Origin of the sequence: Nonomuraea sp. B12E4 (assembly GCF_039871825.1) — a bacterium.
Taxonomy (GTDB): Bacteria; Actinomycetota; Actinomycetes; order Streptosporangiales; family Streptosporangiaceae; genus Nonomuraea.
Genome location: NZ_JBDPME010000013.1, coordinates 100,623 through 121,881 on the forward strand (window position 1 = coordinate 100,623; position 21,259 = coordinate 121,881).

At 71.2% G+C, this 21,259-nt stretch carries 19 protein-coding genes; 8 read left to right on the forward strand and 11 right to left on the reverse strand.

Annotated elements, in window-relative coordinates; genetic code table 11:
* Positions 1-40 precede the first annotated feature (40 nt).
* Both ABGB18_RS27485 and ABGB18_RS27490 read right to left on the reverse strand, forming a co-directional pair.
* On the reverse strand, positions 41-1,942 hold the full coding sequence (locus tag ABGB18_RS27485; protein WP_347698488.1) for a GAF domain-containing protein: 1,902 nt from the start codon (positions 1,940-1,942) through the stop codon (positions 41-43).
* A 22-nt stretch (positions 1,943-1,964) separates the two neighbouring features.
* Positions 1,965-2,717: an SDR family NAD(P)-dependent oxidoreductase gene (locus tag ABGB18_RS27490; protein ID WP_347698489.1), complete on the reverse strand. Its 753-nt coding sequence runs from the start codon at positions 2,715-2,717 to the stop codon at positions 1,965-1,967.
* Between the two features lie 236 nt (positions 2,718-2,953).
* On the opposite strand from ABGB18_RS27490, the gene trpD reads away from it, so the two are divergent.
* Positions 2,954-4,015 carry an anthranilate phosphoribosyltransferase gene (gene trpD, locus ABGB18_RS27495; protein ID WP_347698490.1) on the forward strand — a complete coding sequence of 354 codons (1,062 nt, stop codon included), beginning with the start codon at positions 2,954-2,956 and terminating at the stop codon, positions 4,013-4,015.
* Here the strand turns inward: trpD and ABGB18_RS27500 are convergent.
* From ABGB18_RS27500 to ABGB18_RS27510, 3 genes are read right to left on the reverse strand one after another with little or no spacing between them, the layout of a single operon-like run.
* Positions 4,012-5,397 (reverse strand): class II fumarate hydratase, encoded by a 1,386-nt coding sequence (locus ABGB18_RS27500; protein WP_347698491.1) that lies wholly within the window; start codon positions 5,395-5,397, stop codon positions 4,012-4,014. The genes trpD and ABGB18_RS27500 overlap by 4 nt on opposite strands.
* A gap of 57 nt (positions 5,398-5,454) precedes the next feature.
* Complete coding sequence (locus ABGB18_RS27505) at positions 5,455-7,152, reverse strand: protein kinase (RefSeq protein ID WP_347698492.1); 1,698 nt, start codon at positions 7,150-7,152, stop codon at positions 5,455-5,457.
* A 35-nt stretch (positions 7,153-7,187) separates the two neighbouring features.
* Positions 7,188-8,300 (reverse strand): serine/threonine-protein kinase, encoded by a 1,113-nt coding sequence (locus tag ABGB18_RS27510; protein ID WP_347698493.1) that lies wholly within the window; start codon positions 8,298-8,300, stop codon positions 7,188-7,190.
* Between the two features lie 934 nt (positions 8,301-9,234).
* Between ABGB18_RS27510 and ABGB18_RS27515 the strand changes: the two genes are divergently transcribed.
* The gene (locus ABGB18_RS27515; RefSeq protein WP_347698494.1) at positions 9,235-9,423 is read left to right on the forward strand and encodes a DUF5999 family protein; all 189 of its coding nucleotides are present in this window, start codon (positions 9,235-9,237) and stop codon (positions 9,421-9,423) included.
* The gene (locus ABGB18_RS27520; RefSeq protein ID WP_347698495.1) at positions 9,420-9,728 is read left to right on the forward strand and encodes an N-acetyltransferase; all 309 of its coding nucleotides are present in this window, start codon (positions 9,420-9,422) and stop codon (positions 9,726-9,728) included. Before ABGB18_RS27515 ends, ABGB18_RS27520 begins: the two co-directional genes overlap by 4 nt.
* 270 nt (positions 9,729-9,998) lie before the next feature.
* On the opposite strand, the gene ABGB18_RS27525 is transcribed toward ABGB18_RS27520, so the two are convergent.
* From ABGB18_RS27525 to ABGB18_RS27535, 3 genes are all read right to left on the reverse strand, one after another.
* Positions 9,999-10,223: a hypothetical protein gene (locus ABGB18_RS27525; protein ID WP_347698496.1), complete on the reverse strand. Its 225-nt coding sequence runs from the start codon at positions 10,221-10,223 to the stop codon at positions 9,999-10,001.
* A gap of 393 nt (positions 10,224-10,616) precedes the next feature.
* Positions 10,617-12,290: a fumarate hydratase gene (locus ABGB18_RS27530; RefSeq protein ID WP_347698497.1), complete on the reverse strand. Its 1,674-nt coding sequence runs from the start codon at positions 12,288-12,290 to the stop codon at positions 10,617-10,619.
* Between the two features lie 234 nt (positions 12,291-12,524).
* Positions 12,525-13,400: a DMT family transporter gene (locus tag ABGB18_RS27535; protein ID WP_347698498.1), complete on the reverse strand. Its 876-nt coding sequence runs from the start codon at positions 13,398-13,400 to the stop codon at positions 12,525-12,527.
* Positions 13,401-13,468: 68 nt separating this feature from the next.
* Between ABGB18_RS27535 and ABGB18_RS27540 the strand changes: the two genes are divergently transcribed.
* Both ABGB18_RS27540 and ABGB18_RS27545 read left to right on the forward strand, forming a co-directional pair.
* A complete protein-coding gene (locus tag ABGB18_RS27540) occupies positions 13,469-14,887 on the forward strand; it encodes a PLP-dependent aminotransferase family protein (protein WP_347698499.1) in 1,419 nt (472 codons plus the stop codon).
* 47 nt (positions 14,888-14,934) lie between these two features.
* A complete protein-coding gene (locus tag ABGB18_RS27545; protein ID WP_347698500.1) occupies positions 14,935-15,873 on the forward strand; it encodes a Gfo/Idh/MocA family oxidoreductase in 939 nt (312 codons plus the stop codon).
* A 21-nt stretch (positions 15,874-15,894) separates the two neighbouring features.
* Here ABGB18_RS27545 and ABGB18_RS27550 read toward each other — a convergent pair whose 3' ends face one another.
* Together ABGB18_RS27550 and ABGB18_RS27555 are read right to left on the reverse strand one after the other, a co-directional pair.
* Entirely contained in the window at positions 15,895-17,052 is a 1,158-nt protein-coding gene (locus ABGB18_RS27550) for an MFS transporter (RefSeq protein ID WP_347698501.1), read from the reverse strand.
* A 75-nt stretch (positions 17,053-17,127) separates the two neighbouring features.
* Positions 17,128-17,820, reverse strand: coding sequence for a DUF998 domain-containing protein (locus ABGB18_RS27555; RefSeq protein ID WP_347698502.1), 693 nt, complete (start codon positions 17,818-17,820; stop codon positions 17,128-17,130).
* A 198-nt stretch (positions 17,821-18,018) separates the two neighbouring features.
* Between ABGB18_RS27555 and ABGB18_RS27560 the strand changes: the two genes are divergently transcribed.
* Positions 18,019-18,669, forward strand: a complete 651-nt coding sequence (locus tag ABGB18_RS27560) for a DUF1707 domain-containing protein (RefSeq protein WP_347698503.1) — start codon at positions 18,019-18,021, stop codon at positions 18,667-18,669.
* Positions 18,670-18,780: 111 nt separating this feature from the next.
* Here ABGB18_RS27560 and glpX read toward each other — a convergent pair whose 3' ends face one another.
* Positions 18,781-19,818 carry a class II fructose-bisphosphatase gene (gene glpX / locus ABGB18_RS27565; protein WP_347698504.1) on the reverse strand — a complete coding sequence of 346 codons (1,038 nt, stop codon included), beginning with the start codon at positions 19,816-19,818 and terminating at the stop codon, positions 18,781-18,783.
* A 256-nt stretch (positions 19,819-20,074) separates the two neighbouring features.
* Here glpX and ABGB18_RS27570 point away from each other — a divergent pair, with 256 nt between their 5' ends.
* Positions 20,075-20,683, forward strand: coding sequence for a TetR/AcrR family transcriptional regulator (locus ABGB18_RS27570; RefSeq protein WP_347698505.1), 609 nt, complete (start codon positions 20,075-20,077; stop codon positions 20,681-20,683).
* Positions 20,684-20,694: 11 nt separating this feature from the next.
* Positions 20,695-21,225, forward strand: a complete 531-nt coding sequence (locus tag ABGB18_RS27575; protein WP_347698506.1) for a DUF4245 domain-containing protein — start codon at positions 20,695-20,697, stop codon at positions 21,223-21,225.
* Positions 21,226-21,259: the final 34 nt, after the last annotated feature.

Consider the following 21,259-nt stretch of genomic DNA (forward strand, 5'->3'; position numbering starts at 1 on the left):
GAGTGACCGGCGTCACTTATATGGGGCCGGAGCCCACAGTCTAGGCGATGGATGTGTGGCCCAGCCGGTGCAGGCGGAGCGCGAGCTGGATCTCGAGGGCGCGCTCCGGCTCCAGCCAGCCCTCGCCGAGCAGCTTGCCGATCCGGTCGAGCCGCTGCGTGACGGTGTTGACGTGGATGTGCATGGCCTCGGCCGTACGGGAGGGGGAGCCGCCCGAGCCGAAGTAGGCGGCCAGCGTCTCGGTGAGCGCGGTGCCCCGGCGGGCGTCGTAGTCGATGACGGCGCCGAGCACCTCGCCGACGAAGCCGCGCACGTCGCGGCCGTCGCCCACGAGCAGGCCCACGAAGCCCAGCTCGGCCGCGCTCGCCCCGTCCCCGGCCCGCCCGAGCGCGATCAGCGCCTCCGCGCACCGGCGCGCCTCCTGGTAGGCGGCGGCCACGTCACCCACCCGCGGACGGTGGGACGCGCCCGGATCGATCCCGGACGCGCCCCGATCGGTCCCGCCCGTGCTGATCCCGGACGCGCCCGCCGTCGCCGGTACGTGCAGCGATGCGGACAGCTCGGCGGCCACCCGGCGGGCCAGCCCGCCCGCGTTCTCGCCCGGCAGCAGCAGCACCACCTCGCCCGCCCGCCCGGCGGCCAGCCCGTGCCGCAGCGCGGCCTGCGAGGAGGCCCAGAACGCCGCCCGCTCGCGCTGGCCCTCGTGCCGCACCACCACGACGACGTGCGGCGCAGACAGGTCCACGCCCAGCCGGCGGGCGTGCTCGGCCAGGCCGGGGGAGTCCGGCCGCGCGATCAGGTCGTCCAGCAGCTCGCCCCTGACCCGCCCCTCGGCCTCCGCCACGCTCCTGCGGAACAGCAGCAGCAGCGCGCACACCAGCGCCGCCCGCTCCAGGATGCGCTCGTCGGCGTCGTCGCTGCGCAGGATGAGCGTGCACAGCGGCTCCCCGCCCACGTCCACCGAGGCGATCAGCAGATCGCCTCTGCGCACGGTACGCCCCAGCGCCCTGGACGCCTGCGCCGCCTCGAACACCCCCGCGTCCACCTGACCCACCTCGCCGGCGAGCGGCCGGCCCAGGTCGTCGAGCACCGCCAGCGACCCGCCCAGCACGTCGGTCACCACGGCCGCCACGTCCTCGATCCCGCCGCCGCGCAGCACCAGCGAGGTCATCCGGTCGTGCGCCAGCGCCGCCCGCTCCACGTGCTCGCCGTGCTCCCTGAGCGCCCGGTGGGTCTGGGAGAGCTCCTCCAGCGCGTTCCTGGTCTCCTGCAGCAGCCTGGCGTTGTCGATCGCGACGGCGGCGTGCGCGGCCAGGCTGGCCAGCAGCGCCACCTCCTCCTGGTGGAACGGACGCGCGCTGCGGTTGGCCGCCATCAGCACGCCGATCACCCGCTGGCCCAGCCGCAGCGGCACGCCCAGGATCGCGACCAGGCCCTCCTCCTTCACAGCCTCGTCGATGTCGTCCTTGTGCCGGAATCGGGCGTCGGCGAAGTAGTCGGCGGTCGCGTACGGCGTGGCCGTCTGCGCCACCAGCCCGCCCAGCCCCGCCCCCATGGGCAGCCGCACCGCCCGGAACTTGGCCGAGATCGTCCCGTCGGTGACCCGCATGTACGTGTCGCCGCGCTCGGGATCGTGCAGCGTGAGGTAGGCGGTGTCGGTGGCCAGCAACTGCCTGGCCCGGTGCACGATCGCCTCCAGCACGGCGTCGAGGTCGCGCAGCGCGGCCAGGTCGCCGGCCGTGTCGTAGAGCGCCGACAGCTCGGCCTCCCGCCTGGCCCGCCTCCTGAGCAGGTCACGCACCTTGAGCGCCTCGACCTTGGCCTGCTCCAGCGCCTCGATCGCGGCCGCGTCCGCGCCCGCCGCCCTGGCCTGGATGATCGGCCCCTCGAACTCGACCGCCGAGGCCTCCCTGGCCAGCAGTTCGAGGAAACGCCTGGTCATGCCCGGGGTCCTCGGCTTGGCACTAGCGCGCCGTCCAGCCGCCGTCGATGGGCAGGGAGACGCCGCTGATGAACGCCCCGCTCGGCCCGCACAGGTATGCGACCAGCTCCGCCACCTCCTCCGGCTCGATCAGCCGCTTGATCGCGGCGGGCTGCAGCATGATGTTCTCCACCACCTCGCCGGGTGGGATGCCGTGCACCCTGGCCTGGTCGGCGATCTGCGCCTCGACCAGCCCGGTCCGCACGTAGGCGGGGCAGACGCAGGTCGAGGTCACCCCGTGGGCCGCCCCTTCGAGCGCGACGACCTTGGAGAACCCCTCCAGCGCGTGCTTGGCCGTCGTGTAGGCCGACTTGTACGGAGAGGCCCGCAGCCCGTGGACCGACGAGATGTTCACGAACCGTCCCCAGCCCCTGGCGTACATGCCGGGCAGCACCCGCCGCGCGATCAGGAACGGCGCCTCCACCATGACCCGCAGCATCGTGGCGAACACCTCGGGCGGGAACTCCTCGATCGGCGCGACGTGCTGGAACCCGGCGTTGTTCACCACGATGTCCACGGGCTCGTCCGGCAGCGCCGTGACGAACCCCGGGTCGCCCAGATCGGCCACCACGGCCACTCCGCCGATCTCGGCGGCCACCTTCCCGGCGGGCTCGGCCCGCATGTCCACGACCAGCACCCTGGCCCCGGCCGCGGCCAGCCGCCGGGCGCAGGCCGCCCCGATGCCGCCCCCTGCCCCCGTCACCAGCGCGGTCCGCCCCGTCAGCTCCTTCGCCATACCCCCGACCCTAGGCGGTCATCGCACCCGGACGCATGGGTGCCACCGACATAGATCCGGGCCGCCCTATGTGGATGTGCTGATCTGCTATGTTGACCGTGATCGCGTATTCGTTCTCGTGGTGGCCCGCCTCCTAGGCGGACCGCCCAGCGACATACGCACGGCCGCCTCGACGAGGCGGCCGTTCGACATGTGTGGCCCCCCGTCGAGCACTGACGGAACAAGGGGAGCTCACCATGACCGACACCACCTGGCCACGACTGCTGAGCACGCTGCTCGACGGCGTGTCCCTCACCTCGCGCCAGGCCGCCTGGGCGATGGACCAGATCATGTCGGATGCGGCGACCGACGCCCAGATCGCCGCGTTCGCCGTCGCGCTGCGGGCTAAGGGCGAGAGCGTGGCGGAGGTGGCCGGGCTGGCCGAGGGCATGCTGCGCAGAGCGGCGTCGATCAGGATCCGCGGGGACCTGGTGGACCTCGTCGGCACCGGCGGCGACCGGGCCAACACCGTGAACATCTCCACCATGGCCGCCGTCGTGGCCGCCGCCGCGGGCGTGAAGGTGGCCAAGCACGGGGGCCGGGCGGCCTCCTCCATGGCAGGCGCCGCCGACGTGCTGGAGGAGCTCGGCGTGGTCATCGACCTGCCGCCGGCCGCGGTGGCCGGGATCGCGGACGAGGTCGGCATCACGTTCTGCTTCGCGCCCGCCTTCAACCCCGCGCTGAAACGGACCTCGAAGCCGCGCCGCGAGCTGGGCGTGCCCACGGTCTTCAACTTCCTCGGCCCGCTCACCAACCCCGCCCTGCCGTCCGCCCAGGCGGTCGGGGTCTACCACCCGGTCATGGCGCCGGTCATCGCCGGGGTGCTGGCGGAGCGCGGCGCCTCCGCGCTCGTCTTCAGGGGCGACGACGGGCTCGACGAGCTCACCACCTGCGGCTCCTCCTCGGTGTGGGTGGTGCGCCGCGGCGCCGTGACGCCGACCGCGTTCGACCCAGCCGACCTGTCGATCCCGCGGGCCCGCCCCGAGGACCTGCGCGGCGGTGACGCCGCCCACAACGCGGGCGTGGCGCGGGCGGTCCTGTCAGGTGAACACGGGCCGGTACGGGACATCGTCCTGCTGAACGCGGCCGCCGCCGTGGTGGCCGCGGACGGCACCCCGCCCGCGGCCGAGCTCACGCCGGCCCTGACCGCGGCGTACAAGCGGGTCGCGGACGCCGTCGACTCGGGCGCCGCCCTGTCCCTGCTCACCCGCTGGGTCCACGCCACCCGCGTCACCGCCGGCCAGGCCCCCGGTAGCTAGGGCCTGGTCATGGAGAGCACATCGAGCGCGGCGTCGAGTTGCTCCTCCGTGAGGGCGCCGTCGGCCACGTGGCCGCGCTCGATGACCACCTCCCTGATGGTCTTGCGCTCGGCCAGGGCCTGCTTGGCGATCTTGGCCGCCTCCTCGTAGCCGACGTACCTGTTCAGCGGCGTCACGATCGACGGGGACGACTCCGCGTATTCGCGCAGGCGCTCCACGTTCGCCGTGATGCCGCTGACGCAGCGGTCGGCGAGCAGGCGGGAGACGTTCGCCAGCAGCCTGATCGACTCCAGGATGTTGCGGGCGATGAGCGGGAGCTGCACGTTGAGCTCGAAGTTCCCGGACGCGCCGGCGAACGTGATCGCCGCGTCGTTGCCGATGACCTGCGCCGCGACCATGGCCGTGGCCTCGGGGATCACCGGGTTGACCTTGCCGGGCATGATGGACGAGCCGGGCTGCAGGTCTGGCAGGTTGATCTCGCCGAGCCCGGCGCGCGGGCCAGAGCCCATCCAGCGGAGGTCGTTGGAGATCTTGGTGAGCGAGACCGCCACCACCTTGAGCTGCCCTGACAGCTCGACGATGGAGTCCTGCGCGCCCTGGGCCTCGAAGTGGTCGGCGGCCTCGCGGAACGGGATGCTGGTCGCCTCGCCCAGCTTGGCGATGGCCTCCTGGGCGAAACCCGGCGGGGTGTTGATGCCGGTGCCCACCGCGGTGCCGCCCAGGGGCAGCTCCAGCACGCGGTCCAGCGCCGACGCGACGCGGGCGACCCCGTGCTCGATCTGGGTGGCGTACGCGCCGAACTCCTGGCCGAGTGTCACCGGAGTGGCGTCCATCAGGTGCGTGCGCCCCGACTTCACCACCCCGCCGAACTCGATCGACTTCTCCCGCAACGCCTCCGCCAGGTGCTTGAGCGAGGGCAGCAGGTGGTAGCTCACCTCAGTCGCCGCCGCCACGTGGATCGAGGTCGGGAAGACGTCGTTGGAGGACTGGGAGGCGTTCACGTGGTCGTTGGGGTGCACGGGACGGCCCAGCCGCTCCTCCGCCAGCGTCGCGATCACCTCGTTGGCGTTCATGTTGGACGAGGTGCCCGAGCCGGTCTGGAAGACGTCGATCGGGAAGTGGGCGTCGTGCTCGTTCTCGGCGACGTCGGCGGCGGCCTGGGCGATGGCCTCGGCCATGTCCTTGTCGATCACACCGAGCTCGCCGTTGACCTCGGCGGCCACCGCCTTGACCAGGCCGAGGGCGGCGATGTGGGACGGCTCCAGCGGCCGGCCCGAGACCGGGAAGTTCTCCACTGCCCGCTGGGTCTGGGCGCGCCACCTGGCACCGGCGGGCACACGTACCTCGCCCATCGAGTCATGTTCGATTCTGAACTCGCTCATGACTCCAGTCTGATGCACGGCCACCTGATCAGCCGGGCCCGCACCGCCCCATGGTGGTCAGCTTGAGAGCAGGGCCACGATGAGCACGGCGATCACCACGGCCGCGGCGGCGGCCACCGCCATGAGCACGAGCATGCCGTTGCGGTTGCCCGCCGGTCGCTGCTCGGGCTGCCCGGCGATGGCGAACAGGTCCGTGCCCAGACCACCGTGGTGCTGTTGGCCCTGCTGCCCCTGCCCCTGCTGCCCCGGTTGCCCCTGCTGCGGGCGCTCCTGGGGGCCCTGCGGCAGCGGCGGCCGGTCCGGCGCGGGCACGGGGTAGACCTGCTGCCCCGGGGGACCGCTCTTCGGGGTGCGGAGGCGGGTGGTGACGGCGCTCTCATCGTCCGGCCCCTGCGGCGGCCGTGCCTGCTGCGGGGCCGCGGGGAACTTGGGCCGGGCGATGTTGATGGTCTGCTCGGGGTCGTAGCCCGCCTCGGGGGCCGGTGGCCCGCCGTACTGGGGACCCTGAGGGCCGGTCTGGGGCCCGCGCGCGTACGGGCCCGGGGCGCCGCCCGGCCCTTGGCCTCCGGGAGCCGGCGAGCCGAGCTGCTGCTGGCCGGGACGTCCGGGCATCGGGTTCTGCGGCACGGTGGGCGAACTCGGACCGTGCGTCGGCCCCTGCGGGCCGGACGGGGGCCGCTGCCCGACCGGCGGACGCTGCCCAGGCCCGCCGGGCACCGGTCCGCCAGGTCCCTGCATCCCGGGGCCGCCGGGCATCGGTCCGGGACGTCCTGGCCCGCCCTGGGGCGGGCCGCCGTACGGTCCGGGATGGGCCGGGGCATGGCCTCCGAGGTTATGGGGGCCGGATGCCTGACCAGGGGCGGCGAACGGGTCGGACAAAGCGGCCTCCTGCGCCGTAAGAGCCTCGGCCGTGAGCACCGGCATCTCGCTCGTCGGGGTGTCGGCGACCATGCGCAGCAGGGTCTCCGCCTTGGCAGCGCTGAGCCGCTGCCGGTAGTCCTTGTTGAGCAGCCCGTTCAGGACGGGCCTGAGCTGCCCCGCCTGCGTGGGTGGGTCGGCGCTCTCGGTCAGCAGCGCCGCCAGCGTCTCCGCGATCGTGGCCCGTTCGTACGCGGGCCGCCCCTCGACGGCGAAGTAGAGCGTCGCCCCGAGGGACCAGATGTCGGACTCGGGTCCGGTGTATTCACCCCTGGCACGTTCCGGCGCGGTGTAGCCGGGGGAGCCGATCACCATGCCCGTCTTCGTGAGCCGCGAGTCGCCCTCGGCCTTGGCGATGCCGAAGTCGGTCAGCACCACCCGGCCGCCCTCGGTGATGAGCACGTTGCCCGGCTTGACGTCGCGGTGCGTGATCCCCCGGGCGTGCGCGGCGCGCAGCGCCCCGAGCAGATCGACACCGATCTCCGCCACCAGCCGCGGCGGGAGCGGCCCCTCCTCGTCGATCACCTGCTCCAGCGAGCGGGCCTCGATGAGCTCCATGATGATCCACGGGCTGTTGTCCTGGATCAGCACGTCGTGGATGGAGGCGACAGACGGATGGTTGATCCGCGCGGCCAGACGGCCCTCGCGCACCATGCGCTCGCGTAGTTCGGCCCGCTGTTCCTCGGTGAGCCCGGGATCCTGACGGATTTCCTTGACCGCCACCTCGCGCCCGAGCGCGCGGTCGCGGGCGCGCCACACGGTGCCCATCGTGCCCCGGCCGAGAGGGGCGACGAGCTCGTAACGCTCCGCGAGAAGGCGGGTCTGCTGTTCCGGCATACGAAGAAGATATCGATTCTCGCTTGGGAAGTGCTTTACCCTCGCTTGCGAAGTTCTCTGGGCCAGAACCGCCGAGGAAGACACAACTTTATCACCGTAGCTTTGAAACGGGCATAAGCGGACGGAGCCGGTCGCGCCGTAACTCGCTTCCGGTGTACGCCCTCGCCCGGCTTACGTTCCTGCCGTGGCGAGGGTGTCGCCACGGCCGTCACCGCCGTCTCTGCCCGGTGCAGCCCGCGGTGCGTGGGCCTGCGCGCGACGGAAGGGGGCGGGCCGGGCTGGGGCGCGGGGCGTACGGGCCTGCGCGGGGCCAGCGGCTCCTCCGCCGAGCCGCCCGCGGCCACCCTGGCCAGCATGAGTGAGGCGCGTACGGAATCGAGCCTGGTCTGCGGGTCGATCCTGAGCAGCGCGTCAAGCACCGGGGCCAGCGGGCCGGCCTTGGTCATCGGGATCGGCTCGCCGCTGGTCAGGGCCGCGAGCGCGGCGGCGGCCGTACGGCGGCCGTGCAGTCCCCGGCCCTCGACGGCGGTGTAGAGGGTCGCCCCGAGCGACCACAGATCGCCGGCGGGACTGGCCTTCGAACCGAGCACCCGCTCTGGAGCGATGTATCCCGCCGACCCCAGGACGATGCCCGCCTGGGTGATGGAAACGTCACCTTCGAGCGCGGCCAGCCCGAAGTCGGTGAGAACCGCACGGTCCTCGGTCACCAGCACGTTGCTCGGCTTGACATCGCGGTGCAGGATGCCCTTGGCGTGCACGGCACGCAGCGCCCCGAGGATCTGCCGGCCGATCTCGGCCGCCTTGCGCGGGTGGAGCGGTCCCTCCTCCTGGATGAGCTGCTCCAGGGACTTGGCCCGCAGCAGCTCCATCACGATCCACGGCCGGTCGTCCTCTGTGACCACGTCGAAGACGGTGATCACCGAGGGGTGCGCGACCATCGCGGTCGCCCTGCCCTCGCGCTCGGTACGCGCGCACAGCTCGGCGCGCAGCTCCTCGTCCAGCACGGACGGCAGCCGCACTTCCTTGACCGCCACGTCCCGGTCGAGCAGCTCGTCATGTGCCCGCCAAACGGTGCCCATGCCGCCCCGACCAACCGGCTCCACGAGCCGGTAGCGCGCGGCGAGTAGGTAACCGGAGGGCGCACGCATGCCAGGCAGCTTACCTATTTGTGTAAACCGACCAGTAGAGGCGGGGCCGATAAAATGTTGCGAACTTAAGTCAACCCGCCTGACTCGTCACGTCAGCATGCCCTCGTCCGGGTGGCGACGCCCGCGGGCGCTCGGCGCGGTCGGGGCGGCCGCCTCCAGGCGTCGAACGCCCGCGGCGAGGCCGTGCTCATGTCCAGGCGGACCTCGCTCGATGGCGAGGCGGCGGCCGGGCGGCACCCATGTCGGCCGCCGGCCGCCCCGGCGGGGCTGTCCCCGTTCGCCGTCACCTTTGCTCCTGGCATACGGTGAGGTGCCGAGGGTGTCGTCGCGACTCCCCGACGTCGGGGTTGCGTGGCTCCTGACCGCGTGGTGCGGTCGCGCTATAGCTCTCAATTGCATCTGGTTTGTGGCCTAGGCCTCGCCTTGACAAAGTGCTGAGGCTCAGTTGGGTCCCCCTGCGCGGATGGCTTACCGCCGCCGCATGCCCGCATCTTGGCCGGGTTTTTTGGATGCTGTTACCCCAGCTCACCCCCGGTCTGTGCCGACCGGCACACTCGCATGGCGAATAAATGTGCATGATGCCTAGTAGGGACACTTCACGTGTGCGGCAGGCTTGCTGACAGGAACCACCGGACCCCGTCAGCGAGTTGTAAGGCTGTCGTAAGGGAACGGGGGCATGCTTGGGCCAAGCAACAAGGCAAGCTCCCGGAGCCGACGGAAAGTGTCAGCACCGATCGTCACACTGAGGACATACCACCAAGGTTCCACCACTGATGACCGACCATTAAGAAGGACGTGATGAAGATGCGCCAGACTCAGGTTCGTCGCCGACCCAAGCGGCCGACCAGAGCCGCCCTGGACCTTCGCACTCCGTCAGGGCGTTCCCTGCCCTTTTGAAAACTCGCAATCTGGAGCGCAATCTGAGAGGTGCGCCATGTGCAGTCACTACCCCGCTTGCCCGAGTGCCGAGTCTCCCGACCGTGAGGCCTCGCACGTGATCGCGGCTCACCCTGACCAGGGTTGGAGCCTTCTTTGCAACGGCGTCGTGCTGTTCGAGGACACCGGCCTGCTGCTGCCTGACGGCTCCGTCGTGGCGCCGCACCGGTCGCCGGTCGCCGCGTGACGCTCTCCTGGCTCGCCAGGCCGGAGGAAGCGCGTGACGTGCCGGTGATCCGCGAGGTCAACCTCGCCGCCTTCACCACCGCGCTCGAAGCCGACCTGGTCGACGCGCTCCGCAAGGACCCCGCCTGGATTCCCGGCCTGTCCATCGTGGCCGAGCTCGACGGGGTCGTCGCCGGTCATGCTCTGTTCACCCGCTGCCACATCGACGGCAGCCCCGCGCTCGCCCTCGCGCCCTGCGCCGTGCTGCCCGCCCATCAGCGGCGTGGCGGCTTCGTCCCGGACCGCAACCGGGTGATCGACGACTGAACCGAGCCCTGCATCCTGGCGGGCTGCCCGCGGGACGGGGCGGTGTGGGGGTTGTGCGCCGCGCATGGGTCACTGCGGCACAAGGACATGATGCGCACGCGTTCCGGCGCCGAGGACCTGGAGGCGTGGGTCGCCGCCGCGGCCCCCTACGACCCGCTTCCGGCCTGTCTGGTCGGTGGCTGCGGGCGTGATCGGCGGCTGGGCTCGGGGATCTGCGACCTGCGCACTCGGCGGCTGCGAGCGCCCCATCACGCTGACCGGAGCGCTGTGTCAGGCCCCGGGGTCGACGTTCGGATCGAAGTCGACGTCGATGTCGTCCTCGGGAATCGCGAACGGCTGCCGGTCGCCGAACAATCGCCGACGGCGCTCCGCCTGCTCGGCGCGGATCTTCGCGCGGACTCGCTCGACCGCCTCGGGGCTGAAGGTCCGCCGGCTCCAGCGCTGCCCGTCGGCATCGTCCGTGCCGGGGTCCGCCTGGTCGCTCTCGTCGGTCATGTCATCCTCCCTCCCCCAGAGTAGCCCGAGGCCGCCGCCGAGATCGTCGGGCGGCTGCGCCGGTCCCCGCTGATCGTTATCGTGCCGGACTTATCCCGCCATGTTCGAGCCGGAACCCCCGAACCGTGGCCCCTTTCCCGGCACCGTCCAGCGGCCCCCTGGCCAGGAGAAACATGGCACAAGATGCACTGAATGTGGATTCTGAGCTTATGTGGGCCGAAGGTCAACTTGGCCTACGAAGAGATCATCTTCCTCTGACCTGCTGGAAGGGCCCTACGACCCTGGATGACGATCGCGGTTGCCGTCTGTCGGTCGATCAACCCCGACCCAGCAAAAGCCCCATCTCGCGGCGAATGCCGTGAGATGGGGCTTTAGGCTGATGTCGAGGGCCCTTCACCTGGGCGAACGTGTCGGGATGCCGACGAAGGTAGCTCCACCGTCTAGTTGCCGTTGGTCAAAAAAGTCGTCGCCCTTGTCGTCCACGACGATGAACGCGGGGAAGTCGACCACCTCGATCTTCCACACCGCCTCCATCCCCAGCTCCGGGTATTCGAGGACCTCCACCTTCTTGATGCAGTCCTGGGCCAGCCGGGCCGCCGGGCCGCCGATCGAGCCCAGGTAGAAGCCGCCGTGCTGGGCGCAGGACTCCGTGACCTGCTTCGAGCGGTTGCCCTTGGCCAGCATCACCATCGAGCCGCCGGCCTCCTGGAAGCGCCCCACGTACGAGTCCATCCGCCCGGCGGTCGTCGGGCCGAACGAGCCCGAGGCGTAACCCTCGGGGGTCTTGGCCGGGCCGGCGTAGTAGACGGCGTGGTCCTTGAGGTATTGGGGCATCTCGCCGCCGTTGTCCAGGAGCTCGGCGATCTTGGCGTGGGCGATGTCGCGGGCGACGACGAGCGGTCCGCTGAGGGAGAGGCGGGTTTTAACAGGATATTTCGTCAGTTGAGCGAGGATCTCCGGCATCGGGCGGTTGAGGTCGACCTGGATGACATCCTCGGAGAGGTGTTCGTCCGTGGTCTCCGGGAGGAAGCGGGCCGGGTCGGTCTCCAGCTTCTCCAGGAACACCCCCTCCGGAGTGATCTTGGCCAGCGCCTGCCGGTCGGCCGAGCAGGAGACGGCGATGGCCACCGGGCAGGAGGCCCCGTGCCGGGGCAGGCGGATCACGCGTACGTCATGGCAGAAGTATTTGCCGCCGAACTGCGCCCCGATGCCCAGCTTCTGCGTCAGCTCGAAGACCTTGGCCTCCATCTCCAGGTCCCTGAACCCGTGCCCCGACGGTGACCCCTCGGTCGGGATCGAGTCGAGGTAGCGGGCGCTGGCGTATTTCGCCGTCTTGAGTGCGTATTCGGCCGAGGTGCCGCCCACGACCACGGCCAGGTGGTACGGAGGGCAGGCGGCCGTGCCCAGCGACCGGATCTTCTCCTCCAGGAAGGCCATCATGCGCTTCTCGTTGAGCACCGCCTTGGTCTCCTGGTACAGGAACGACTTGTTCGCCGAGCCGCCGCCCTTGGCCATGAACAGCAGTTTGTACTCGTCGGGGTGGCCGTGCGGGTCCTCGGCGTAGAGCTCGACCTGGGCGGGCAGGTTGTCGCCGGTGTTCTTCTCCTCCCACATGGTGAGCGGGGCCATCTGGGAGTAACGCAGGTTGAGGCGGGTGTAGGCGTCGTACACGCCGCGCGAGATGTGCTCGGCGTCGTTGCCGTCGGTCAGCACGTGGCGGCCGCGCTTGCCCATGATGATCGCCGTGCCGGTGTCCTGGCACATCGGCAGCACGCCGCCGGCGGAGATGGAGGCGTTCTTCAGCAGGTCGAGCGCGACGAACCGGTCGTTTCCGCTGGACTCCGGGTCGTCCACGATCTTCCTGAGCTGGGCGAGGTGGGAGGAGCGCAGGAAGTGGGAGATGTCATGGATCGCCGTCTCGGTCAGCAGCCGCAAAGCCTCCGGCTCGACTTCGAGGAACGTACGCCCGGCCGCTTCGACCTTCCGCACCCCCTCCGATGTGATCAGCCGATATTCGGTCTCATCGGCGCCAAGCGGAAGCAGGTCGGTGTAGTCGAACTCGCCCATCAAAGTCCGCGCGGAGGTCTTCGGACGTCGTGTCCGAGCCTGGTGCCCGCGCTTCCTCCTTTCGGATGTCGGTCAGTGCTGACCGATACTATTGACCGGCCACAAGGGGCAAGTGATCGCCGGGGCACCCGCCGTCCCGCGGGCACGGTCTGCCCGCCGGGACACGGCAGCGGCCTGGGACGCCGCTTCTTTCGAGCGCGGAGGGGTCACGTCCATCCTTTCGGTGCTCCAAGATTACGCCTCGGACGGAGAGACGGCCGCCCGCGCCCCGGACCGTTGGGCGGTGAGGCCCAGCAGGATGCCCGTGATCACCAGCCCCGCGCCCAGCAGGTCGTATGCGGTAGGCGCGGCCACCCCGAGCACCGTCCCGGTGACGATCGCCCCCACCGGGATGAGCCCGGCGAACAGCCCGGCCCGGCCGGGACCCAGCTTGGGCAGCGAGGTGTACCAGAGGAAGAACGCGCCCACCGTGATCACCAGCGCCATGTAGGCGAGCCCGAGCGCTTCGGCGGTCGTGGGCACGCGGAGCATGCCCGTGCCCTCGTCGGCCAGCCCGATCAGGGCCAGCATCGGTACGGCCAGCGCCGTCGAATAGGCCGACACCCGGATCGCACCCAGCTTGGGCAGCAGCGGGATGGCCAGCAGCGAGAAGGCCACCTCGCCCACGAGCGCCCCGAGCGCCCACAGCAGGCTGGTGGTGGTGCCGCTGCCGAGCCCCGTGGCCAGTGTCGCCCCGGCCACCACCACGCCGGCCGCGGCGAGCAGCCGGGGCCTGGGCCGCCCGCCGGCCAGCGCCAGTGCCAGCGGCACGGTGCCGAGAACGGTCCCGACCAGCGTTGGCCCGGAGTCGCGGGTGGACTCGATCACGCAGACGTTGAAGATCACCAGGCCGAGCAGGGTGAGCCCGACGAGGCAGAGGATCTCGCGCGGCGTCATGCGTACGAACCGCAGGCCGAGCGCTCCCGTTATGACAAGCAGAACGACCGCTGCCACGAGATACCGCACTGCCTGTCCGCCGTACAAGGGATAGCCGGCCACGAGCCCCGAAACTCCGGCCAGGGTCCCGACCAGGAACATGGCCAGGGCGGCGCCCACGATTCCGTTTCTCATGCGAAGGATGCTAGGGAGACAATGGTTCGCACAAACAGTCCAATGTCCCGCCAGAAGACAGGACCAATATGGCCGACCTCCATATCCAGATAAATCGTGATAAGGGGGGAATCGCCGGTCAGATTGCCTCTGAGCTGCGTGACTCCATCCGGGGTGGGCGGCTCACTCCTGGCACCCGCCTGCCCGCCACCCGCGACCTCGCCGCCGACCTCCAGGTGTCGAGGGGAGTGGTGGTGGAGGCGTACGAGCAGCTCGTCGCCGAGGGCTTCCTGGTGTCCAGGGTGGGTGTCGGCACCCAGGTCACGCCCAGGACCGCCACCCGCGCCGGCTCCTCGCAGCGCGCACGGTCGCGCGTGCCGCTGGGGCCCGGGCCGGTGCGCGGGCCGGCGGGCACCCCCGGGCGCACGCCCTATTACGGTCATCGTCCAACCTCCCCCGACCTCAGCCACTTCCCCCGTGAACGCTGGCTCGCGGCCGTGAGGCACGTCCTGACCACCGTACCCTCCGACGCCCTCGACTACGGGGACCCTGGCGGCGTGCCTGAGCTGCGGGAAGAGCTGGCGGGCTACCTCCGGCGGGTCAGGGCGGCCGACGTGCGCCCACAGAACCTCGTCGTCGTCGGCGGCGTGGCGCAGGGGCTCAGCCTGGTCCTGCACGTGCTCGCCCAGCAGCGCCCGCTGCGGCTGGCGGTGGAGGACCCGACGAGCCACCGCCAGATCCCGCTGCTGCGGCGGGCGGGCGCGCACCTCATCCCGGTGCCCGTGGACGAGGAGGGCCTGGACGTGCGCCGGCTCGCCGGTGACGCCGTGCTGGTCACGCCCGCGCACCAGTACCCGACGGGCGTGGTGCTCTCCCCGCCGCGCCGGGCCGCCCTGATGGAGTGGGCGAACGCGGGCAACCGGGTGATCCTGGAGGACGACTACGACGCCGAGTTCCGCTTCGACCGCGACCCCGTCGGCTGCCTCCAGGGGCTGGCCCCCGACCGGGTGATCCTCTCCGGCAGCGTCAGCAAGGCGCTGGCTCCCGGCCTGCGGCTGGGCTGGGTGGCGGCGCCCGCCGAGCTGGCCGAGGCGATCCGCCGGGCGCGCGGCGAGCTGGACCTGGGCTCGCCGGTCATCGAGCAGCACGCGCTGGCCCACTTCCTGCGTTCGGGCGGCTACGACAAGCATCTACGCCGGATGCGCAGGGAATACCGGCGCCGCCGGGACGCCCTGGTCGGCGCGCTGGCCGAGGAGATGCCCAAGATCCAGGTCAGGGGCATCGACGCGGGCCTGCACGTCTACCTGGAGCTGCCGGCCGGCTGGGACGGGCACGAGACGGCCAGGATCGCGCGGGAGGCCGGCCTGTCGGCCGAGCCGGTGGCGCCGATGCGGGATTCGCAGGGCCTGGCGGCGATGGTGGTCGGGTTCGCCCGGCTGCCGGCGCACCAGGCGGTCGGGGCGGTCCAAGCATTGAAGGTCAGAATGTCAGGACAAAATGTTGACTGAGGGAGAAGGATCGGCCTAAGAAGGAAGAAAGCCTGATCGGAGATGTCATGCGTGTGGGATTGCTGGGCCTGGGCCGGATCGGGGCCTTCCACGCCGCCACCCTGGCCGCGCATCCGCTGGTGGACGAGCTCGTCGTGGCCGACCCGGAGCGTACGTCGCCGTACGGCCGGCCGGGCGACCCGTTCGAGTCGGACGCCGTGGTCATCGCCACCCCGACCGGCACCCACGCCGAGCTCATCATCAGGGCATGCGGGAGGGGCATCCCGGTCTTCTGCGAGAAGCCGGTCGCGGGCACGGTGGCCGACACCGTCAAGGTGCTGGAGGCGAGCGCGGGCAACCGGGTGCAGGTCGGGTTCCAGCGCCGGTTCGACCCGGGGTACGCGGCTGCGGCGCGCGCGGTGCGCGGCGGTGAGCTGGGGGAGTTGCACCGCGTCCACCAGGTCACCGCCGACCCCGCGCCGCCGCCCGCCGAGTACATCGCGACCTCGGGCGGCATCTTCCGCGACTGTCACATTCACGACTTCGACATCCTGCGCTGGGTGACCGGCCGCGAGGTCGTCTCGGTCCACGCGGCCGGGGCCAACCGCGGCGCCCCGTTCTTCGCCGCCGCGGGCGACGTCGACACCAGTGCCGCGCTGCTCACGCTGGACGACGGCACGCTGGCCACCCTGCAGGGCTCCCGCTACAACGGCGGCGGGTACGACGTGCGCATGGAGCTGGCCGGCACCAGGCGCACCCAGGCCGTGGGCCTCGGCCCGCGCGCCCCCCTGCACACGACCGAGGGCCCGCCGAGCGGGGAACGGCCCTGGCCGGACTTCGTCACCCGCTTCGAGACCGCCTACCGCGACGAGATCGACGGCTTCCTGACCAGCGACGAGAGCCTGTGCCCGATCGAGGACGCCCTGGAGGCCCTGTACGTGGCCGAGGCCGCCGACCTGTCACTGCGCGAACGCCGCACCGTCGAGGTCGCCGAGGTCCGACGCTGAAGGGCGGTCGGGAGCGGGTGGTCAGGCGGGGACGGCCTGTCTGGGCTGGAAGCCCGGGGCCAGCACGATGATGGCGGCGGCCAGCACCAGCGGCGCGGCGAACGCCACCCGCATGTCAGCGGCCTCCGCGATGCCGCCCACCAGGGCGGCGCCGGCGATGAAGCCGACGTAGTTGAAGAGGTTCACCCGGGCGATGGCCACGCCGGTCCCCGCCGGGTCGAGCCGGCCCGCCGCCGAGAACGACTGCGGTGCCACCACCGCCAGTCCCATCCCGGTCAGGCCGAACGCGACGATGCCCAGCGGCTGGTTGGGGGCCAGGACGACGCCGAGAAGGCCGGCGGTGGCGATCAGGCCGCCGATCCGCACGATGGCGGCGGGGCCGTACCGCCTGACCAGGAGGTCGCCGCCGAGCCGGACGGCCAGCGTGGTCGCCTGGTAGGCCACGTAGGCCAGCGGGATCACTCGCGGCCCGGCTTCCAGCACCTCCTTCATGAACACGGTGTTGAAGTTGGACACGGCGGCGTCGCCGACGTACAGGAAGCTCATGGCCAGGCAGAGCGGGATGATCGGCCGCCAGGGGAAGCGGCCGGTGGGCGTCACGGTGGTTTCGTCCGCCTTCTCCTCCTCGGCGGTGCACAGGTGCCGCCCGGCGTAGAGGGAGCCCGCCACCGCCAGGACCATCGGCAGCGCCATGATGAGCGGCAGCGGGAGGTCGGCGGCCGCGGCCGCCCACAGCGCCCCGGCCATGCCGAGCACGCTCCACACGCAGTGGAACCCGTTCAGGACCTCGACGCCGTACCTGCGCTCGACCGCCACGCCCTGCATGTTCATGCCCGCGTCCACCGCTCCCACCGCCAGCCCGAACAGCAGCAGCACCGGTATCAGCAGCGGCACGCTCGGCGCCAGTCCGGCGAGCACCACGGCCACGGCCACCGCCGGCTGGGCCACGCGCAGCAGCAGCCCGCTGCCGAACCTGGTCGCGAACGCACCCGCCGCCACGCTGCCGACCCCCGCGAACACGGGCACGATCAGCAGTACGGCCGTCAGCGTGCCCTCGTCGAGCCCGTGCTTGGCCTGCAGGTTCGCGACCTGGATGAGCAGTGAGGCGAACGACAGCCCCTGTACGCCGTAGACGACGTACGCGGCGAGCCGGGCCTGGCGATCACGTAAGGACGGCACGGCGGCCTCCTTGACCGGGGGAAATCAAACGTGAGGCTGGGTCAGGTTAGCGGCTGGCATGCCCGCGCGCCAGCGTCACGACGTGGCGCGCCCCTCCACGGGAGGTACGACCTGCGGCCCCCCTCCTTCCGTGCTCGGCCCGGCGTGCTCGCCCAGGTGACCGGCCGCCGCCCACACGCCCAGCGCCAGCAGCGCGGCCACCTCGGTGACCGCCAGCCCGCGCTCCACCAGCCCCAGCGGCATGACCCGCCACCAGGACAACCCGTGGCTCGCCCCGACGAGAATCGCCGTACCGATGCCCACCACCCACAACACGGAGCAGATCCCGAGCCCGAAGGCCACCAGCCCGGCCCGCGATCGCTCACGCCGCCGCCACGGCCTGGCGATGATCACGACCGCCAGCGGCAGGCTGAGGAAGGCCACGAAGCTGCCCACCCGGTGGATGTTGCCGCTCAGGCTCGGCCCGACCGACCAGTCGTGCTTCTCGAACCAGGCCGTCACGAGCAGCCCGGCGCTCCAGCCCAGGAGCGCGATCGTGCCGAAGAGCCCGGCCAGCCGCTTGCGTGCCAGGGAGACCGCTATGGCCACCGAGCCGCTCGCCAGCAGCGCTACCCCGACCCCGAAGATCCAGCCGTCCGGGCCCAGGCCGTGCTCGCTGATGGTCCGCCTGAGCGGGTCCATCTCGCCGAGGCTCGCCACTTCCAGGCCCAGGATCGTCGCCAGGCCCGCGGCTGCCGCGCCGAGGCCCCATCGCGCCGGTCGATGCACTCACAACCTCCCCTTTGGTGGATCAACGGCCGGGGGGACGCGGTGATTCCGAAACGATCAATCTACCTCCTGATCGACCGCCACGCCGAGGCGAACTGTGAGCTGGAGGAGGAAATCCCTGGACTTCTGGCGCGAATCCGCAGATGCGGGTTCGTTCAGGACGAGCGAATCCGGCCGACGCCGGTTATCGTCGGATGTGTGAACGAACGCGCGGGATCGTGGTTGCCGAAGCTGCAGGAAGTCGGGGAGCGTCTGGCAGAAGAGATCGTGTCGGCGCGCCGCCCCCAGACGTCCGGCGACGTGCCGCAGACCCACGAGCTGCGCGCCTCCGACGCCGACCGCGAGCGCATCGCGCAGGTGCTGCAGGACGCGCACGCCGACGGCCGGCTCACCCTGGAGGAGCTGGAGGAGCGGCTCGGCGTGCTCTACGCCGCGCGCACGCTGGGCGAGCTGGCCGGGCTCACCGGCGACCTGCTGCCCGCCGACGAGCAGCCGCTCAACCTCGACGGCCGTCCCGTGTCGGCCATCTTCAAGAAGGAGCAGCGCGGCGGCCGCTGGGTGGTGCCGGCCGAGCTCGGGGTGACGGCCATGTTCGGCACGACCCAGCTCGACCTCCGCGACGCGATCCTGCAGAACCGGCGGATCATCATCAACGCCACACTCGTCTTCGGCGGCCTGGAGATCCACGTGCCCGAAGGGCTGGAGGTGATCCGGGTCGCCAAGGACAAGACGGTGCGCCTCACCAAGCAGCCGACCGAGCCGGACGCGCCCGTGGTCGAGGTCCGCACCACCAACTTCGCCGGCGAGGTCAAGGTCAAGGAGCCGCCCCGCCGCAAGCGCCGCCGCTGACAGCAGCCGCCCGCGGCGGTCTTTGACCGGCCGGCGACGGTTTTTGGCCGGCCCCCGGCGGATGCCGGCCAGTCGGTGGCGGTCTCCGATCAGCCGGTGGCGGTTCCTCGGTCAGCCCGCGGTGTCGAAGTTGATGGCGCTGTAGGCCCGCAGCTTCCAGAGCTGGTGCTCGCTCTCGATCCTGCGGATCGTGCCCGAGCGCCCGCGCATCACCAGCGACTGGGTCACCGCCGCCGAGCCCGCCCTGAACCGTACGCCCCGCATGAGCTCGCCGTTCGTGATCCCGGTGGCCGCGAAGAACACGTCGTCGGAGCTGACCAGGTCGTTGGTGGTGAGCACCTGGCCGAGGTCGTGCCCGGCGGCCACGGCCCTGCTCCGCTCCGCGTCGTCACGCGGCCAGAGCTTGCCCTGGATCACGCCGCCCAGGCACTTGAGCGCGCACGCGGCCACGATGCCCTCAGGTGTGCCGCCCACGCCCAGCATGAGGTCGATGCCGGTGCCCGCGCGGGCCGCCATGATCGCGCCGGCCACGTCACCGTCCGTGATGAACTTGATCCGCGCGCCGGTCTCCCTGATCTCCTTGACCAGCCGTTCGTGCCGGGGCCTGTCCAGCACGACCACCGTCACGTCGGACGCCGAGCAGTGCTTGGCCTTGGCGACCGCGTTGATGTTGACGGCCACCGGCGCCTCGATGTCCACCACGTCGGCCGCCTCCGGGCCGGTGACCAGTTTCTCCATGTAGAACACGGCCGACGGATCGTACATCGAGCCACGCTCGCTCACCGCGATCACCGACACCGCGTCGGGCATGCCCAGCGCGGTCAGCCGGGTGCCGTCGATGGGGTCCACGGCCACGTCGCAGTCGGGGCCGCTGCCGTCGCCGACGCGCTCGCCGTTGAACAACATCGGCGCGTGGTCCTTCTCGCCCTCGCCGATGACCACCACGCCGTTCATGGAGACGGTATTGATCAACTGGCGCATGGCGTTCACGGCCGCCCCGTCGGCGCCGTTCTTGTCACCTCGGCCAACCCACCGGGCCGCCGCCATCGCGGCCGCTTCCGTGACCCGGACGAGCTCCATCGCCAGGTTTCGATCGGGCGCGTGCTCGCCCGTGGCGAGCTCCGCCGGGACGGATGTCTGATCGGACATGATGAGTGGCCTCCTCGTGGGGACGTCTGACTCGATCGTAGAGGGCTCTCTTTTCCCGGTCTGAGGGGGTTAATCTGCCGGGCTGCACCTGTTGTGACCGGCTTGCCCGGGTTCAGGGTCGGTCGAGGGGGACATCAGTAAACTTCGACATGGTCGCCGTGCATAACCGGCGAACGGATTTGCGCCATACCGGGTGCGTGTCAAGGATCTTGCCTTCACCATGGAGCATGGCGCCCCGCCATGGAGGAGATCCCGAATGAGCGATGTGGAAAACGCGGTCTCCCCGCCGCGCACGTCCGAACGTGGCGCGGCCACGCGCAGCTCGCTGCTCGCCGCCGCCAGGGCGGTGTTCGTCTCCAAGGGCTTCGCCGAGGCGGGCGTGACCGACGTGGTGGCACGGGCCGACGCCAGCGTGGGCAGCCTCTACCATCACTTCTCCGGCAAGGCCGACCTCTACCTCACGTTGTTCGAGGACTTCCAGGCCACGCTGACCCAGCGGACCAAGAACGCCGTCCGTGCCGCCCGCGCGGCCGGTGAGAGCGACCCGATGCGCGTGTTCATCAGCGCCGCCCGCGCCTACCTCGACGAGTGCCTGGAGGATCGCGAGCTGGCCGCGCTGTTCCTGCGCGGCGACGGGCCGCCCGGCTTCGAGGTGGTCATGCGCGACCGGTTGCGTACGTGGGCGCAGCGCAACGCGGCGCTGTTCGAGGACGAGACGGCGCTCGCCGTGGTGATCACCGGGGCGCTGGCCGCGGCCGTGTCCGAGGTGGTGCGCTCGGGCGATCGCGTCATGGCCGAGGACGTCCTGGCCATCATCGGCCAGATCCGCCCGGCCACTTCGGCGACCGGCGCCGGCAACGGGTAATCTCGCCAAGTGTGCGACGTTTCACACAAGGGTTCTACGGGTATGCGGTGGCGCTGTTCGTCTGCCTCGCGGGGGCTGGGCTGTTCCTGCTGATCGCGCCGCAGAGCCGGGAGGAGCACATCCCGCGGCTCGACTACTCCATCACCGTCGCCAACTTCGGCCACTCGGTGCCGTACGGCGTGTGGGCCCCGCAGCGGGATCCGGCCAACTGGATCTCCAACAGCAACAGGATCGCCGAGGGCGAGAACGGCGCAAAGGTCCTCTACATCGGCTACGCCACGGCCGAGCGGCAACACGTGATGTTCGCCCAGAGCAACGAGCAGCCCGCCGCCGGGTTCGCCAGCCGCATGGCCAACAGCGACAAGACCGTCGGCACGCAGCAGGTCGGCGGGGCCACGTGGGAGCGGCGCTACCGCGAGGACAAGAACCAGCGCTCGCTGGTGCGGGTGTCGCCCGAGGTGACCCTGGTGATCACCGGTACGGCCGACTGGCCGGAGCTGGCCGAGCTGGCGGGCACGCTCAAGCAGCGGCCCCAGGGCTGACTGATCTGCGGATGTCGGCCGGCACGTCTAGGGT

Excerpts from the sequence above, each read along its gene's own strand:
- ABGB18_RS27485 (WP_347698488.1), bottom strand. The coding sequence starts at position 1,942 with ATGACCAGGCGTTTCCTCGAACTGCTGGCCAGGGAGGCCTCGGCGGTC.
- ABGB18_RS27490 (WP_347698489.1), bottom strand. The coding sequence starts at position 2,717 with ATGGCGAAGGAGCTGACGGGGCGGACCGCGCTGGTGACGGGGGCAGGG.
- trpD (WP_347698490.1), top strand. The coding sequence starts at position 2,954 with ATGACCGACACCACCTGGCCACGACTGCTGAGCACGCTGCTCGACGGC.
- ABGB18_RS27500 (WP_347698491.1), bottom strand. The coding sequence starts at position 5,397 with ATGAGCGAGTTCAGAATCGAACATGACTCGATGGGCGAGGTACGTGTG.
- ABGB18_RS27505 (WP_347698492.1), bottom strand. The coding sequence starts at position 7,152 with ATGCCGGAACAGCAGACCCGCCTTCTCGCGGAGCGTTACGAGCTCGTC.
- ABGB18_RS27510 (WP_347698493.1), bottom strand. The coding sequence starts at position 8,300 with ATGCGTGCGCCCTCCGGTTACCTACTCGCCGCGCGCTACCGGCTCGTG.
- ABGB18_RS27515 (WP_347698494.1), top strand. The coding sequence starts at position 9,235 with ATGTGCAGTCACTACCCCGCTTGCCCGAGTGCCGAGTCTCCCGACCGT.
- ABGB18_RS27525 (WP_347698496.1), bottom strand. The coding sequence starts at position 10,223 with ATGACCGACGAGAGCGACCAGGCGGACCCCGGCACGGACGATGCCGAC.
- ABGB18_RS27530 (WP_347698497.1), bottom strand. The coding sequence starts at position 12,290 with ATGGGCGAGTTCGACTACACCGACCTGCTTCCGCTTGGCGCCGATGAG.
- ABGB18_RS27535 (WP_347698498.1), bottom strand. The coding sequence starts at position 13,400 with ATGAGAAACGGAATCGTGGGCGCCGCCCTGGCCATGTTCCTGGTCGGG.
- ABGB18_RS27540 (WP_347698499.1), top strand. The coding sequence starts at position 13,469 with ATGGCCGACCTCCATATCCAGATAAATCGTGATAAGGGGGGAATCGCC.
- ABGB18_RS27545 (WP_347698500.1), top strand. The coding sequence starts at position 14,935 with ATGCGTGTGGGATTGCTGGGCCTGGGCCGGATCGGGGCCTTCCACGCC.
- glpX (WP_347698504.1), bottom strand. The coding sequence starts at position 19,818 with ATGTCCGATCAGACATCCGTCCCGGCGGAGCTCGCCACGGGCGAGCAC.
- ABGB18_RS27570 (WP_347698505.1), top strand. The coding sequence starts at position 20,075 with ATGAGCGATGTGGAAAACGCGGTCTCCCCGCCGCGCACGTCCGAACGT.